This is a genomic window from Clostridium sp., from assembly GCF_016650095.1.
Lineage (GTDB): Bacteria > Bacillota > Clostridia > Clostridiales > Clostridiaceae > Clostridium_AD.
The window spans coordinates 13,371-30,506 of sequence record NZ_JAENWL010000003.1 but is presented as its reverse complement, the minus strand read 5'-3'; the positions used below and the strand labels follow the sequence as shown (position 1 = coordinate 30,506).

Annotated in this window: 14 protein-coding genes and 1 other annotated feature; of the genes, 10 read left to right on the top strand and 4 right to left on the bottom strand. The window is 30.4% G+C overall.

Annotated elements, in window-relative coordinates:
* Positions 1–218 precede the first annotated feature (218 nt).
* The 6 genes from JJE11_RS00675 (at position 219) to JJE11_RS00650 (ending at position 5,740) form a co-directional block, all read left to right on the top strand.
* Complete coding sequence (locus JJE11_RS00675; RefSeq protein ID WP_291632316.1) at positions 219–1,256, top strand: 3D domain-containing protein; 1,038 nt, start codon at positions 219–221, stop codon at positions 1,254–1,256.
* A gap of 156 nt (positions 1,257–1,412) precedes the next feature.
* Positions 1,413–1,976: a ribonuclease M5 gene (gene rnmV, locus JJE11_RS00670; RefSeq protein WP_291632315.1), complete on the top strand. Its 564-nt coding sequence runs from the start codon at positions 1,413–1,415 to the stop codon at positions 1,974–1,976.
* Positions 1,957–2,793: a 16S rRNA (adenine(1518)-N(6)/adenine(1519)-N(6))-dimethyltransferase RsmA gene (rsmA, locus tag JJE11_RS00665; protein ID WP_291632314.1), complete on the top strand. Its 837-nt coding sequence runs from the start codon at positions 1,957–1,959 to the stop codon at positions 2,791–2,793. Before rnmV ends, rsmA begins: the two co-directional genes overlap by 20 nt.
* A gap of 77 nt (positions 2,794–2,870) precedes the next feature.
* Positions 2,871–4,028: a hypothetical protein gene (locus JJE11_RS00660; protein WP_291632313.1), complete on the top strand. Its 1,158-nt coding sequence runs from the start codon at positions 2,871–2,873 to the stop codon at positions 4,026–4,028.
* Between the two features lie 112 nt (positions 4,029–4,140).
* Complete coding sequence (locus tag JJE11_RS00655; RefSeq protein WP_291632312.1) at positions 4,141–4,725, top strand: hypothetical protein; 585 nt, start codon at positions 4,141–4,143, stop codon at positions 4,723–4,725.
* A 184-nt stretch (positions 4,726–4,909) separates the two neighbouring features.
* The gene (locus JJE11_RS00650; protein ID WP_291632311.1) at positions 4,910–5,740 is read left to right on the top strand and encodes a hypothetical protein; all 831 of its coding nucleotides are present in this window, start codon (positions 4,910–4,912) and stop codon (positions 5,738–5,740) included.
* An 81-nt stretch (positions 5,741–5,821) separates the two neighbouring features.
* Here JJE11_RS00650 and JJE11_RS00645 read toward each other — a convergent pair whose 3' ends face one another.
* The gene (locus JJE11_RS00645; RefSeq protein WP_291632310.1) at positions 5,822–6,001 is read right to left on the bottom strand and encodes a hypothetical protein; all 180 of its coding nucleotides are present in this window, start codon (positions 5,999–6,001) and stop codon (positions 5,822–5,824) included.
* Between the two features lie 222 nt (positions 6,002–6,223).
* Positions 6,224–6,424 (bottom strand): cold-shock protein, encoded by a 201-nt coding sequence (locus JJE11_RS00640; RefSeq protein ID WP_216307827.1) that lies wholly within the window; start codon positions 6,422–6,424, stop codon positions 6,224–6,226.
* 335 nt (positions 6,425–6,759) lie between these two features.
* Between JJE11_RS00640 and nrdD the strand changes: the two genes are divergently transcribed.
* A complete protein-coding gene (nrdD, locus tag JJE11_RS00635) occupies positions 6,760–7,023 on the top strand; it encodes an anaerobic ribonucleoside-triphosphate reductase (protein WP_291632309.1) in 264 nt (87 codons plus the stop codon).
* Between the two features lie 36 nt (positions 7,024–7,059).
* On the opposite strand, the gene JJE11_RS00630 is transcribed toward nrdD, so the two are convergent.
* Positions 7,060–7,695: an MBL fold metallo-hydrolase gene (locus tag JJE11_RS00630; protein WP_291632308.1), complete on the bottom strand. Its 636-nt coding sequence runs from the start codon at positions 7,693–7,695 to the stop codon at positions 7,060–7,062.
* 355 nt (positions 7,696–8,050) lie between these two features.
* Between JJE11_RS00630 and JJE11_RS00625 the strand changes: the two genes are divergently transcribed.
* Complete coding sequence (locus JJE11_RS00625; RefSeq protein ID WP_291632307.1) at positions 8,051–9,826, top strand: N-acetylmuramoyl-L-alanine amidase; 1,776 nt, start codon at positions 8,051–8,053, stop codon at positions 9,824–9,826.
* A 67-nt stretch (positions 9,827–9,893) separates the two neighbouring features.
* Here the strand turns inward: JJE11_RS00625 and JJE11_RS00620 are convergent, their stop codons facing one another.
* Positions 9,894–11,792 carry a glutamine synthetase gene (locus JJE11_RS00620; protein ID WP_291632319.1) on the bottom strand — a complete coding sequence of 633 codons (1,899 nt, stop codon included), beginning with the start codon at positions 11,790–11,792 and terminating at the stop codon, positions 9,894–9,896.
* Positions 11,793–12,410: 618 nt separating this feature from the next.
* Positions 12,411–12,629, top strand: a binding site (T-box leader).
* Positions 12,630–12,733: 104 nt separating this feature from the next.
* Between JJE11_RS00620 and ileS the strand changes: the two genes are divergently transcribed.
* Both ileS and JJE11_RS00610 read left to right on the top strand, forming a co-directional pair.
* A complete protein-coding gene (gene ileS, locus JJE11_RS00615) occupies positions 12,734–15,835 on the top strand; it encodes an isoleucine--tRNA ligase (protein ID WP_291632306.1) in 3,102 nt (1,033 codons plus the stop codon).
* A gap of 208 nt (positions 15,836–16,043) precedes the next feature.
* Positions 16,044–17,042 (top strand): LacI family DNA-binding transcriptional regulator, encoded by a 999-nt coding sequence (locus JJE11_RS00610; RefSeq protein WP_291632305.1) that lies wholly within the window; start codon positions 16,044–16,046, stop codon positions 17,040–17,042.
* Positions 17,043–17,136: the final 94 nt, after the last annotated feature.

The following is a 17,136-nucleotide window of genomic DNA, read 5'->3' as shown; positions in this document are numbered from 1 at the left end:
CGTTAAACATATAATTTAAATGGTAAAGAATATTTTTACTAAATTACCCTTAAGGCTGGGTTAACTAATTTATTTTAGAATTATAATTTAATATTATAATTGTATGCACAAAGATGCATTAACAGTCAAAACCAAGTGTAATAGGTTCGAAATTTGACATATTTAATACTTTAAAGTACAATGTCAAAGTACTCTTTACAAAGGGAGGGAATTTTATAATGAAAAATGCGAAAGATAATTTGAAGAACTATTTTTCAAATGGGCCCAAAACTGTTTTTGTAGTAATGTTATTATTGACATGCATTACAGTGACTTTATTTAATATGAAAAAAGTTATATCTGTTATCGTTGACGGTAAATCTATAGAAGTTATAACTTTAAAAAGTAATGTTACTCAAATACTAAAAAATAATAATATAGCACTAGGGGCAAAAGATCAAATAACAGTAAGTTTAGACAGTAAAGTAAAAGACGGAGACAAAATATATATAAAAAAAGCTGTGGAGGTTAAAGTATTAGTTGATGGGAAAGAATTAAATATTCAAACTGCTGAAAATACAGTAGAGGATATGCTAGAAGCTGAAAAAATTGTATTGAGTAAGGAAGACAAGATTACACCATTAAAAAGTGAATTGTTAAAATCAGGGTTACAAGTAAAAATAACAAGAGTAAATACTGAGACCCTAAAGGAAATTAAAACGATTAATTATGTAACTGAATTTAAAAACAGTGATGAACTAAATGAAGGTGTGAAAAAAGTCATCCAAAAGGGCAAAGCAGGGCAGAAGGCTATTACTTCAACTGTTGTCTATGAAAATGGCAAAGAAATATCTAGAAATTTAGTCAGTGAAAAATTTGAATCACAGCCGGTTAAAGAAATAATTGCATTAGGCACCGTTGGGGTATATTCACCGTCACGTGGAGGCGATATTAGTTATACTGAAAAGATGAATGTTAGGGCAACAGCATATACTGCTGATTTTAATTGTACTGGTAAAAGCCCGGGCGATCCATATTTTGGTATAACTTCTACTGGCGTAAGGGCAAAACGAAATGCTGATGGCTATAGTACTATAGCTGTGGATCCTAGAGTTATTCCGCTAGGAACGAAGGTCTGGGTAGATGGATATGGATATGCAATTGCAGAAGATATAGGTGGAGCTATAAAAGGTGATCATATAGATTTGTATTTCAGTTCCAGTGATGAAATGTGGGATTGGGGATCGCGAAAAGTAGATATTTATATTTTAAAATAGGAGCATAAGCTCCTTTTTTTTGTTTTATGGTTCACTATTAATAAGTAAAATGGTATTATAGTTACAGTAATAAAAAGAAATATTAAGGGATAGCGTTTTTCTATGATTATATAACCATAGGGGGAGGCCTTAGTTTAGTATAGTGTGGAGGATAATATGATTAAAGAAGTAATAGTAGTTGAAGGACGAGATGATATTACAGCAGTTAAAAGAGCGGTAGAAGCTGAACTGATTTCTGTAGGTGGTTTTGGTATTAACGAAAAGATAATTAATAAAATAAGAGAAGCTCAAAAACGAAAAGGTGTAATAATCTTCATGGATCCAGACTTTGCTGGAGAAAAAATAAGAAAAATAATTTCTAAAAGAGTAGCTAATGTAAAACATGCATACATATCTAAAAAGGAAGGTACTAAAGATGGAGATATAGGTGTTGAAAATGCATCACCTGAAACTATATTAAGAGCGCTCCATACTGCGAAATTTGAAGTTCAAGAGAAAAGACAAGTGTTTGATGTTCAAGATATGATATTTTTTAAATTAACAGCTGATAGTCGAGCAAAGGAAAGAAGACATGCGCTGGGAAATGAGTTAGGTATAGGATACGGTAATTCATCACAATTTATAACTAGACTTAATAACTATGGGATTATAAAAGAAGAATTTATAGATGCTTTGAAAAAAATAGATAAGGAGATGAATTATGGGGAATTTGACCATTAGTGAAGTTGCAAAGAAATATGAGTTTAGGTTTAAGAAAGGACTCGGCCAGAATTTTTTGATAGATGACTCTGTGCTTGGCGACGTTGTAGATGGAGCAGATGTTAATGAAGAAGATTTTATTATTGAAATAGGACCTGGTTTTGGAACGTTAACTAGAGCACTCTTACAGAGAGCTAAAAAAGTTTGTGCTATAGAATTGGATGAAAAACTTTTCCCTATTTTAGAGGAGGAGCTTAAAGAGTTTGATAATTTTGAACTTATTCATAAGGATGCTCTAAAAGTAGATTTCAATGAGTTAATTGGAGATGAGAAATCTGTAAAATTAGTCGCTAATTTACCATATTATCTAACTACTCCAATAATTGTTAACTTACTTACTAAGGGCTATAATTTTAAATCTTTAACTATAATGATACAAAAGGAAGTTGGAGTCAGGATCGATTCTAAGCCGGATTGCAAGGCTTATGGAGCATTTTCAATATTGGTTCAATATTACTGTGATACAGAAATATTAAGGCTTGTGCCAGCATCAGCATTCTTGCCACAACCCAAGGTAGAATCTATTGTTATTAGATTGGATAAATTAAAGGAACCTAAAGTTAAGGTGAAAGATGAAGCGTTATTCTTTTCTATTGTAAGGCAGTCTTTTAATAAGAGAAGAAAAACTTTATGGAATGGGGTTAAAGATATAGGGATTTCCAAAGAAGAATTACAGAAATGTTTTGAAAGAGCAAACATAGATCCCAACAGAAGAGGCGAAACTTTATCACTTCAAGAGTTTGCTAATCTTTCAGATGAAATAGGACTTGTAAAATAAATATCAAAATGTTGTTCATTTTTTATAATATACTTCATATAGTATAATGAATAAGTTTTATATGGAGGTAAAAGAAGGTGACACCTAAAAAAAGTTATAGTAGGTACTTTATTATATTACAAGAAGACGAAAAAGGCTATTCTTTAAATTCTGATAAAATTCCTTCTGGATATGCAAAGCTAGAAATGAAAAGTAATAAATGTAAAATTTCATACTACGTGCAAAACCTAAGGAAAGAAAAACAACCTTATTACATGATTTTAATATGTGGTAAGAAAGATGTAAATAAAATCATTAAACTTGGTAAAGTGAACATAGACGATTCTGGTAGGGTAGAGGTTTGTCATGAATATGAAATAGGCAATATAGCAGATACGGGTATTTCTGCTGATAAAATTATTGGGGCCGCAATTGTAAAATTTTTAGATGCTAATGTGATTTCAATAATGAGCGGATTTTCAACAACAGACAAACCCAATGAATGGAAAAATTATAAAATAGCAGAGTGTAATAAGGAAAACAAAGAGACCCGAACAGATGAGATAACTAATGAATTTGATGAATATGAGCAAAGTATTGAATTGATTAAATTAAAAACTGAAGAAAAAGAAGATAGAGTGCATGAAGATAAAGAAGTGCAAAAGAATGAAGACAAAGAAGCAGAAGCCTATAGAAAAGCAGATACTAAACTAAGAGGTACAACTGGAAATGTTGAAATCTCAGATGAATTGGAACAAGACACTGAAGTTAAAGATGTTGCAGATGGGCCTGATATTAATAGAGATAAGAATAAAAAACACGATAAACAAGCATATCCAAAAGGTGCTATGGGAGATTTTTTCAAGTCGGTAGCGCAAGATTTTGAAGAAATAACTGATTTTTCTAAAGAGATTAAATGGTGTAAGTGGTATAAGGTACCAGTTAACAACTTAGAAAATATGTACGATTTGAGCGACTATAATAAATATACAATAGCATATTATCCTATGATTTGTTACTATCCATATATTAGAAACTATAAATCCTTTATGCTAGGATATAAATGTGATTCAAATGGGGAAATGAAATATATTGTTTATGGAATACCTGGGAGCAGAGCTAAAGTTCATCAGCCTTATGGGGGTAAAACTGGTTTTGTAACTTGGATCTCGGATAGTAAAAATGACGAGATGGGACATTGGCTGATGTTTTATGATTTCAAAAAATCTACAATTGTTGTCCCTTTAAAAAAATAATATTTAAAAAAATTAGATGTGTGACTATATAATTTAGTCGCACATTTAATTTTTTAATATTATATTAATATGTATCATATAGTATACTAATATTAATTTGTGGAGGGGTACGTTGAAGGTTATATTTATAAATAGAAAAAAAGTAGGAATTATAGTGATAATCCTCGGGCTTATGATTACACTTTTGGGGATATCAAAACAATTTGATGACAAGTTAAAAACTACCATTCTTTTAGAGAATAATATTAACTTGATTAATGATTATGGGGCTTTAAATGGGGAAGTGAGTTATAAACTGCCGGTGGGATGGACAACTAAAGAAAAAAAATTCCCTGGCGATGAGATTATGTATCATAATGATTTTCAATCATCTGATGCAGTTATTCATGGATTTGTAGAAGTGTGGAAAAATAAGCAGAATCTAAAAGTATTTCTCGATAGTAGCAAAGAAATATCACAGGAGCAAAACATAATTAAAAATTATAAAATAGATGATATTATTATTAATGATAGAAAAGCATACTTAGTGCAATACTTAATTAATGTAACTGATAATAATTGGTACAAGGCTTATGAATATTTTATTGATGGTGGGAAAGAGTTTTATAGATTTTCATTTTTCACAAGAAATGTTAATTTCAAAGAAGCTTATGGAGCTATTTTTGAAAGCGTAGTTGGAACTTTAAAAATCAACTAAAATTGTCTTAAATGATTTAATTTATTTAATTTAGTTAAAGCAATTTAATTTGCTTAAAACTTTTTAAAGTATTATAATTTAACTAAGAGGAGCATAATGCTTCTCTTAGTATTTTATTGCGGTAGACGGCTGAAATAAGACTTATAGGCGGAAGTATGCATAAGAGTAGCTAGGAGGATAACAAATGCACAAAAGTAAAAACAAGTACATTATATTTTCTTTTATCATTATTGCTGCATTTATATTTACAGGATGTAAAAGCTTTGATCAAATCAAAGTAAAGCTTGGATTAAAGAATAACGATTTTGAGTATATTAAGCAGGGTAGAATTAAAAAGATAATAATACAAAGTACTAGAGATAAAAGCTTTAGATTTGTGGTTACTGATGAAATAGCCATAAAAGATTTATATGAAATTTTATCATCAGCTAAAGAAGTTACTGTAAAATCAACGCTAGAGTCTGATTATATATTTGAAATGTATGAGGGTGTAGATAAAGTTTACAAATTCAATTATATAGCGGGCCTTGATGATAAAGATGGAGCCAATCTATATAGTGCAGATAAAAGCTATATTGTATCTAAAAGAATTGACAATGATATCATACAAAACTTTTGGAATATTAGAAAACCTATAGATTTTAACACTGTATATTACGATTCAATTTTAAAGGTGTTAGATAATTATATAAAGGGTGATGTTAAAAGTAAGAAAATATTTCTTGATTTAAGTGAAGATAATGCAGCAGCTAAATTTATACTATCAACTGATTTAGAACCCTTTAAAAGTAAGTTGCTAAATAAATTTAACATAGTTTTGCTAAAAGATAAAAATGCAGCTTATGATGTGTTAATAAAGGTTAAAACAGAAGGATATAAAGCTACTATATATAAATCCTCAGTAACTATTAAGACTTCGCTTATTGAGAAAGAAAAGGTATATTACGTAGTAGCTAAATATGATAAAGGATGGAATATTGAAACTTTTGAGGATAAAAAACCTAATAATTTTTAAAGTCGTTTAATTGTGGAATTTCTAAAATAATAAAAAGTTGTACTTGTAAAACAAATACAACTTTTTATTATTAGAATTTAATCAAAGAAAATTTATCATGGAATCATTAATCATACTAGTAGGAGTAGCAATATTCAAATCAATAGAATCTCCTATTTTTGAATTTTTAGGTAAACGAGCAAGGCTTACGTTTATACTAGTTCCATCTAAAAAATTTATAAAAGCATCTGTATTACTCATATCTATTATTTTTCCAAACATTATAAAAACATCCTTTCATGATATAAACTATATTTTTTATAGTTTTAGCAAAGAACACTATTATATTCACGAAAGTGATAATGTTTTTTATGGATAGCATGAAGTAGTGATGACAGAACTATTTATTTTCATGCCCCTAACTAAAGTAAGAACCACCTATCACATTGTGATAGGTGGTTCTTCTATAACTAACTTATATTATAGATTACCTTAGATTTTGAATTATACTCTAGTAACGTTTGAAGCTTGAGGGCCTCTAGCGCCAGTAGTTATTTCAAATTGAACTTGTTGTCCTTCTTCTAATGATTTATATCCATCTCCTTGAATAGCTGAGAAATGTACGAATACATCCTCTTCTCCTTCTACGGATAAGAATCCAAACCCTTTTTCTGAATTAAACCATTTAACTGTACCTGTTTTCATATAACTTTCCTCCTGAATAAAAAAATTTGTAACATTTGCAACATAACTATTATAATACTACACTTTAGTAGATTTTTAAATAGTTTTTTTAAAATAAAATAAATATAATGTATTTATTTTATTTCTTTACTGAAATTAGAACTAAAATCTAATTTATTTTATGTTGTTATGACATAACTTAAATTATAGATGATTTTATAAAACTAAAGCTACCTACAAAACTTAATTATTTATAATAGTGTTAAGCTGCAAATATAGTTTGGCTTTTAATGTTTTTATTATACTGATTTATTTGAATTTGCTTTATCAAAACTTAGTGCACAGGATAGAATATAATGTTAAAAGGCGATAATGATAAAAAACAAAAGGATATTGAGACAAGTAAAACTTATCAGGGGATTACTCCGGCAAACATGGGATGCTGTACTTATATTTGTTCTAATGCATCTGGAGAGGCGGGAACAAGTGGGAGAGGTAATATTACTCCAGTAACTTTAAACCTTCTTAGACTCGGCATATTATCTAAGAGAGATGTATACAAGTTTTATAAATTACTTGGTGCCAAGTTAGAAATTGCTAGAGAATGCTATTTTGAATGAACTTAGCATTTCTATCAATATATGACTTTGTTCTATTTAAATATAATTTAATATTTTAACAGACATTGATTCCTTTATTTCACCATTAATTATAAAGGTATTACTGTCTATTTTTGAGGCGTTCTTCATATACATAAGAAACTTTTCTACACCATCTATGGGAAAGGATACTAATGGAGTTTTATAGTGCATTGGGATAACTATTTTGGGGTTTATCTTTTTAGTGACGTCTGAAGCTTCCTTGCCATCAATGGTATAATTACCACCTACAGGTGTAAACAATATATCTACACTTCCAATAGCTTCAATCTCTTCGTTTGAAAGGGTATGACCTAAATCTCCTAAATGACATAGGGTATATCCATCCATTCTAAAAGTGAATATTATGTTATCACCTCGTTTTGCACCTTTATCTTTGTCGTGATATGAAGGGATGCCTTTTATAGGTATATCACATTCATAGAAATCGCTAATTTTATCTATAATTTTATAATTACCTGATAGGCCTTTAGTATAATTATGATCAAAATGTTGATGACTTATAGTTACAACATCAAGGCTACCTTTATAACGTTCATATCCTAAAGTACTGTCAAATGGATCTGTTAAAAGCTTCCTACCGTTTGAATTTTCCAAAAGAAAGCATGAATGACCTAGCCAAGTTATTTCCATGTATATTCTCCTTTTATTTAAAAATTTTTTTATTTTTTATATAAATTGAAACCAATAGTTAAATGGAACGTAGTGTATAGTGAGATAATATTTTATAGGGTTGTTTATTATTTTATAATGAAACATTTATTGTAATAATACACCATTATAAAACTAAATATACTGAATTTTAATGCATTTTTACAAAATATTAAAAAAATATTTATAAATTATAGTGATAAGAAGAAAAGTATAGTATAATTGACTCATAATTAATTCCATAATTTACATACATACTTAAAATTATCTAAATGATGATATGAATAATTATATAAATAATTTAAAATTAAAACTATGACGATTTAGGAGGGGTTATATGAAAAATGTCTTTAAAGCACTTATAATTATGATTTTAACTTTTGCAATGAGTGTACCTATGCAAATAATGGTTAAGGCTAGTACATATACAGACTTGGGTATTAAAAAAGATGTGGCAGTTAGTAAGCCTTGGACAGTTAGTTTTAATAAATCTTTGAGTTATGCTACTGTGAATACCGCAAATATTAAGGTGGTCGGAGAAAATAATAATTACGTAGATATTAATGTTAGTTTAGGTAGCAACAATAAAAATGTAATAGTAAGTCCTGTAAAAAATTATGAAGCTAATAAGACATACACTTTGGTAGTGACGGATAAGGTTAAGTCTGATGATGGAAATCCTCTTCCTAAAGAAGTTAGAATGGATTTTAATACTAAAGCTAAGATACCTACAAAGCCAAGTGAAATGACTATATGCATTGACCCAGCTCAGTACTACACATTAAACACTGGCAAAAATGGTGAAAAGGCTAAGGATATAAATTTAAGTACAGCATTAAAACTAGGCACTATACTAAAAACAAGAGGATTCAATGTAGTATATACTAGAAATAGCGATTCAGTATCTTGGGACAAGCTTAATGAGGATGATGCAAAAGCTGCAATAGCTAAGAACGCAAAGGCCGATGTATTTTTAAGTATAAATACTAATAGTGCTTCAAATACCGAAGCGAGTGGTATTGAAACATATTACTTAGCTGATGGGGGTAATAATAAGTTGCTAGCTAGTTCTGTACAAGGTGAACTAATAAAAGCAACAGAGTCAGCTGACAGGGGAATAAAAGTAGCAATGGAAACAGCGAATTTTGAGATATTAAAGAAGACAAGCTGTCCCGGAATAGTTTTGGAATTAGGGTTTCTAAGTAATCCAATAGAAGAGGTATTACTAAGTAAGCCAGAGTATCAAGAAAATGCTGCAAAGGCTATAGCTAATGGGATAATGAGCTATGCTGGATTTACTAACACAGATACCACTTATGACTCTATTTTTGAAATATCTTCAGTCCAAGATATAACGGTTAATTTACAAGCTGGTAGCACATATACTTTTCCTAAAACAATGCAAGCTACTATGAGTAATGACAGAGTAAGAGAGGTTGCAGTAAAATGGGATGAAGATTCTATTTCTATAAATGAGTTAGGAATTCATGCCTATGAAGGAGTTATAACAAATTATGATGGGAATGTTAGAGTTATAATTAATGTTACTGAAAAAACCTACAAAGTAGTTCTAGATCCGGGGCATGGAGGCACTGATTCAGGAGCAGTAGGAGCGGTTGGACTTAATGAGAGGACAGAAAAGAATTTAGTTTTAACAATTTCTAAAAAAGTAGGAGCTATATTAACTAAGAATGGAGTAGAAACTATATATACAAGAACAATTGATGAGACCCAAAGTCTTCAAGCAAAGTGTGATGTTTCAAATAATGCTAAACCAGATTATTTTGTAAGTATTCACGCAAATGCTGCGGTTCCTCAAGCTCATGGTATTGAGACTTTCTATTGTAGTGGAAATGCAGCTGGGGCAAAGCTCGCGCAAGCTGTTCAAACTGAATTAATTAAAGCAACTGGAAGAACAGACAGGGGAATTAAAACTGCGGGATTTTATGTTTTAAATAATACTGATGCTACGGCTATATTGGTGGAAACCTCATTTCTGTCCAATCCAGAAGAAGGACAGCTATTAAATACTGTAGCTTACCAAGATAAAGTAGCTAAGGCAATTGCAACAGGTATTCTTAAGAGTTTAGGAATAACTAAAATAGTATATTAATAATTTTCTTGAAATCATAAAAAAACACCACAATTGTAAAAATACAATTGTGGTGTTTTTTTATGATTTAGATATCTAATAAATTCTTTTTATAGTTGCTATAATAAAGTCTAAGATCTTCCATTTGTAAATCTAATTGTATTTGCAATTCGGAAAGCTCTTCATAGTTTTCTAATTTGGAAGCCTCTTTTATTTTAGTAAATAGGCTGGTCTTAGAATAAGTGTCTTTCATAAGGAAATGTCTTAAATCATTAATTTTTTGCCAATTCGCTAAATCTAAATCCAAAGCTTTTTCAGGAGTATGAATCATTTTAGATTTTCGAATTTCATCTGCATAATTATTTAATAATCTATTATTTATTTCAGTAACCCATCTAGAGGTTATTGCCATTTTAAAGCTATTTATTGTGCTAGTAGTAAATACATCGAAAGATTTAAGAACTTCAAGTTTTTTAGGATTTGCATCTAATGCACAGATATTTTCATAAACAGTTTTAGGTGCTTTCCCAAAATATGATGCGCGCTGCTCTTCTGTATAAAATTCAAATACATCTTCTTCACTTCTATAAGCTCTATCCTTTTCTAAATAAGCACTGTCGTCTCCTGGCGCTTTAGATAATTCTTTCAAAAGGTCATCTTCAGATTTATTGTTTTTAATTGAATATACAATTCCATCAAGCATCCCTAGAAATAAAGTAGATAAAGCTAAATAGGTATTTGTATGTGGACATGGAGCTCTAAGTTCAAACCTTGTAGCAAGAGGATTACCTAGGTCTCTTATTAATGCGAGTAGTATAGATCTATTTCTAGATGGAACATCTACACTGTGACCAAGTGAAGTTACTATGCAAATAGGAGCCTCAAAACCAACTTTTAATCTTCTTAAAGAATCATTCGTTGAAGAAACAAATGGATTTATTACTTCATAATTTTTAAGTATTCCCATTATAGAAGCATAACCTAAAGTACTTAAAAAATGTTTTTTATTTGAATTGAATAAGTTAACTCTTTTGCCATCTTTTAATTTTACAGTAATTCCAATATGGGTATGTTCACCACTTCCAGCCACATCGTGTACTGGTTTTGCTAAAAAGTTAACATCTAAACCGTTACGTCTAAAGGTTTCTTTTACTAGATTTCTAATAAACATCTCATTATCCGCACATTGAACAGCATCTGAAAATTTCCAATCTATTTCAAGTTGCTCCATTATATGAGTTAAAGAACCAGCTTCCCCTATTTGAGCTTTTACACCACCAACTTCTTTATGGCCCATTTCAGGTTCAAAACCATACTCTTGCATTAATAGAAGTGTTTGCTCTAGAGCAGTTCGAACATTTCCTTTAGTTTTACTCCAATATTGTTCTTTTAGTACCTGAGAAGTAGATAGTTCTTCAATATCAGCCTTATCATTAGGTGTTTTTACCCAAAACTCTAACTCGGTAGCGGAAGTAAGTATTAGCTTATCAATATCTTTATATTCGAAATCGAAAGAATTTAAAGAAGATGGATTTTCTTTAAATAAATCAAGAATAGTTGTTTTAAAGCTTTCAACGGATTTTTTTAATATAGATCTTGAATCTACTGGAATATTATCATGTAATAATACACATGGGATTTTTAATGTACCCACAGGTAACTCTGTTTCAGGGTCAATGTTCTCAAAATTATAGTCGACGAACCAATTACAGTCAGCATCTGCTAACATGTCTAATTTAGCATTGTTTAGAGTTGCGATTCCTGGCAATACTACAGATGAACCGTCAGTTTGAATAACACCATTCGCGAAACCTTTAATATCGTCTAAAAATACTTTAATTGGAATTCGTTCATCAGTGTCATTTCCAGATAAGTCAATACCGACTAGAGAAACGAATTTCACCTCAGGGTGGCCTTGTAGAATTTCTTTAATATCTTTTTCGGAATGTTTTTCTTTGCCTATTGCATAAATTAAATTTTTCAAAATAAAACTCCTCCTTTAAAATATATATTTTAATTGCTTAAAAGTCACTAAGTGACTTGATTAACGTTTTTAGAAATAAAATAATATTCTCAGTGAAATATATAATTTAGCTGTAGTAATTCTCCTTCTTAATATAGAAGTAGGAAGATTTTTTTCTGATATACAACTAAATGAATGATATAAATAAATTGAGTTTATTACAAAAGTGAATGTTTGTCAATGCTAAACATCAAAAATTATAATAAAATGCAAAATAAACATGCTGTTTTGCAAGTTTGTAAAAATGAAGATTCAATTGTGTAAACGATTCCTAAGCTTATTTATATTTTGAACTATTACAATTTTCATTTTTAACTAACATTATAGCACAGATATCTATTAAAATGTGTTATTTAAATAATCAACCATTTAGTGCTGGTATTGTATAATATTATTTATGTAGTATACACGCAATATCGAGAAGTTTGCTTTGTAGCATAAATTTTAAATTTCAAATATGTATATGTTTTCTTCATGGTAAATATAAGGAAATATAAGAAAATTTAAAAAGAAATTGACAATAAAAAATCATTATAATATAATGATTAGAGGTTCATATTGATTTATATTAATTATGACTAATAAAATGCGTTGATTAGGAAGAGTATTTAGGCAGGTAACTTACAGAGAGTGGGGATAGCTGGGAACCCCATAGTGATGGTTTATAGAAAATCACCTAGGAGCTGATAGCTGAAAATTTAGTAAGCTAATCCGTATCTCTGCGTTAAAGAACAAAGTATGATAGTATTTGAAATTATATTTGTCATATAGGTGGTATAACGAGTTTACTTCGTCCTATTTAGGGTGGGGTTTTTTTATATTGAAATATAATATTTTAATTATTAGACATTTTCCAATATGTCTAAGTAGCTATTATTAAATGAACTAGAGAAAGGAGTTTTATTATGTACAAGAAAAATGATTCTTCAAAAAACTTTATGGATATAGAAAAAGATATACTAAATCTTTGGAAAGAAAAAGACATTATTCAAAAGAATTTTGATTTAAATGAGGGAGGAGAGTCCTTTACTTTTTATGATGGTCCACCAACAGCTAATGGAAAACCACATATAGGTCATGTTTTAACAAGAGTTATGAAAGATTTAATCCCAAGATATAAAGTAATGAAGGGATACAATGTTCCTAGGAAAGCAGGGTGGGATACACATGGGCTACCAGTTGAGCTTGAAATAGAAAAGAAACTTGGAATTACTGGAAAACCTGGAATAGAAGCATATGGAGTGGAAAAGTTTGTAACGGAATGTAAGAATAGTGTCTTCAGCTATGTTAATATGTGGAAAGAGATGTCTGAGAGAGTAGGATTTTGGGTAGATATGGAAAATCCATATGTAACTTATCATAATGATTATATTGAATCAGTTTGGTGGGCATTAAAGCAAATGTGGGATAAGGACCTATTATATAAGGGACACAAAGTAATGCCTTATTGCCCAAGATGTGGAACTTCACTATCATCTCATGAAGTAGCTCAAGGATATAGGGATGTAAAAGAGGCTTCTGCTTACGTAAAATACAAAGTAAAAGGTGAAGAAAAATTCATTCTTGTTTGGACTACGACTCCTTGGACGCTTCCAAGCAATGTAGCACTTGCAGTGAATAAAAAATATGATTATGTTGAAGTAGTCCATGAAGGTGAGAATTTAATACTTTCAAAAGAACTACTCAGTAAAATAGACGGAGAGTATGAAGTAGTGAGCGAATTTAAAGGGGCAGCTCTTTTAGGCCTCGAATATGAGCAAATGTTTAAGTTCTATACGCCAGAAGAAAAAGCTTTCTATATAGTTCATGGAGACTTTGTAACACTGTCAGATGGTACAGGTATAGTTCATATTGCCCCTGCTTATGGTGAAGATGATAACTTGCTTGGAAAACAATATGATTTACCACTTATTAACTTAGTTGATGTAGAAGGTAAATTTATAGACTGTGTTACTCCTTGGAAGGGTATTTTTGTTAAAGATGCAGATGCTAAGATATTAGAATATCTAAAAGAAAATAATATTTTATATAAATCAGAGAAATTCACACATTCATATCCACACTGCTGGAGATGTGATACACCACTTTTATATTACCCAAGAGAAAGTTGGTTTGTAAGAATGTCTTCGGTAAGAGACAAACTAATAGAAAATAATAATAAGATTAATTGGATGCCAGACAATGTACGTACGGGAAGAATGGGTAAATTCCTTGAAGGCGTTATAGATTGGAGTATAAGTAGAACTAGATATTGGGGAACTCCACTTCCAATTTGGGAATGCAGCTGTGGTCATCGTGAAATGATAGGAAGTATAGAAGAACTTAATGAAAAGGGAATAGACGTTCCAGAAGGTATAGAGCTTCATAAACCATTTATAGATAATGTGCATTTAAAATGTCCAAAATGTAACAAATCTATGACTAGAGTAGAAGAAGTTATAGACTGCTGGTTTGACTCAGGATCAATGCCATTTGCGCAACACCACTATCCATTTGAAAACAAAGAATTATTTGAAGCTAACTTCCCAGCTCAATTTATTTCAGAGGCAGTAGATCAAACAAGAGGATGGTTCTATACATTACTTGCAATATCTACTACGGTTTTTGATACAAATCCGTTTGAAAACTGTATAGTACTTGGGCATGTATTAGATAAAAACGGACTTAAGATGTCTAAGCATAAAGGAAATGTATTAAGTCCATTTACGGTTCTTGAGAATCAAGGTGCAGATGCACTGAGATGGTATTTCTATACTGCTAGTGCCCCATGGTTACCTTCAAGATTCTATGAGGAAGCTGTTATTGAAGCACAAAGAAAGTTTATAGGAACACTTTGGAATGTATATTCATTCTACATTTTATATGCTGATATTGATAATTTTGACCCAACTAAATATGAAAACTTCGAATCAGGAAATATTATGGACAAATGGATGATGTCAAAATTAAACTCATTAGTAAAGAATATAGATGAGCATTTAGAAAACTATAGAATAACTCAGGGAGCTCTTGAACTTGAAGATTTTGTTGATGTACTATCTAACTGGTATGTAAGACGCAATAGGTCAAGATACTGGGTAGAGTCACTTACAGAAGATAAGATAGGCGCTTATATGACATTATACAGAGTTATCACAACTTTTGCTAAAATATCTGCTCCTTTTATACCATTTATTACAGAAGAGTTATATCAAAACTTAGTAGTTGCTTTTGATAAGAGCGCACCAGAGAGCATTCACTTATGTGCTTGGCCAGAATATAGAGAAGAGCAAGTGGATAATGTTTTAGAAGAAGAGATGGATTTGGCTTATAAGACGGTTAAACTAGGAAGAAGCGCTAGAAATTTTGCTAATATAAAGAATAGACAACCGCTTTCTAAAATGCTAGTTAGTGCTAAATCACTTCCAGAATATTATGGAGATATAGTGAAAGAAGAACTTAATATTAAGGAAGTAGAGCTAGGAGCTGACCTTTCTAAATACGTTAAATTTGAAATAAAGCCAAATCTACCAGTGCTTGGTAAACCATATGGTAAATTAATACCTGGTATTCGAAAAGCAATAGCTACTTTGAACCAAATGGAGCTTGCTCAAACTATTAATAATGGTGGAGTAGTTACTATCAGTGTGGCTGGAACAGAAATAGAATTAAATAGTGAGAAATTACTTGTAACAATGCAAGGTCTTGAAGGGTATGCGTTTGCGGGTGAAGGTGAAATGGGAGTAGTATTAATTACTAACATAACTTCCGAACTCAAAGAAGAAGGTAACGTACGCGAAATCTTGAGTAAAATTCAAAACATGAGAAAAGAAAGTGGGTTTGAAGTTGCGGATAAGATTAGAATCTTTGTTTCTGGGAATGAAATGCTTCAAAATGTAATTGTGAAATTTGAAGAGCAAATCAAGCGGGATACTTTAGCTGTAGAAGTTGTATACAATTTAGAACGAGAGTACAATACAGTTAGGATAAATGGTGAAGATTTAGAATTAATCGTAGAAAGATTATAATTAAAAGTAACGTTAGAAAATATGTGATATTTGTCACATATTTTCTTTTTTGTAATAATCATGAATTTGTATTATTAATTTATTTAAATGGGCAATACTATAATTATACTAATAGTTAAAAGTTCGTTAACAGTTTGTAATAGAACTTGAAATAAAAAGGTTTTATCAGTATAATGGTAAGATAAGAAAATAGTAGGAGTTGAGAAATATGGCTGCTTCAATAAAAGATGTCGCTCGAGAAGCGGGAGTCTCTATTGCCACAGTATCTAGAGTTTTAAATGATATTGATGTGGTAAATGAAGACACTAAGATAAAGGTAAAAGATGCTATAAAAAAATTATCATATAGACCCAATATAGTTGCAAGAAGTTTGAAAACACAAAAATCTAGCACAATAGGAATAATTATACCTGATATATCAAATCAATTTTATCCTGAAATTGTTAGAGGTTGTGAGGATGTAGCAAATATTTATAATTATAATATTATTCTTTGTAATTCGGATTTAGACGTAGAGAAAGAAATGGAGTCTTTAAGAATACTTAAAGAAAAAATGATAGATGGAGTTATATATATGAGTAATTCCATAGAGAATAATGTTATAAGTTTAATAAAAGAACTTGAAATGCCAACGGTTCTTGTAGAAACTACAGATGCTGAGGGTATATTCCCTAGTGTTACTATTGACAATGTAATGGCAGCTTCAGATGCAGTAAAATATTTGATAAATAAGGGCAACAAAAAAATTGCATATGTAGGGACGTCTATAGAAAAAGTTAATGCATTATCTAAAAGATATACAGGTTATTGCACGGGACTTGAGGAAATGGGAATAACGCTTGATAAAGAGTTGATTTATCTTGGTGGAGTTAAGGCTAAAGATGGATATTTGGGGATTAATACTATATTAGATACAGGCGCCGAAGTAGACGCAGTATTCTGCGCTAGTGATGAGATTGCTATGGGAGTAATAAATGCATTAAGAGATAAATCTATTAAAGTTCCTGGCGATGTAGATGTTATGGGTTTTGATGATATTTATTCAGCTTCTACATTTTATCCTAAATTGACTACAGTATCCCAACCAATGTATGACATGGGGTCTGTAAGTATGAGAATGCTTATAAAATCTATAAATAATTTAGTGGTTGAGGAAAAGCACTTTGTATTGCCTTATAGAATAGTGGAGAGAGACTCCTGTAAATAAACATAAAGTCTTATTAAAACCAATTAAGTTTTAATAAGACTTTTTCATTATTTGTTTGTTGATTATTCAATGAGGTTATTTTATAAATTTTGAA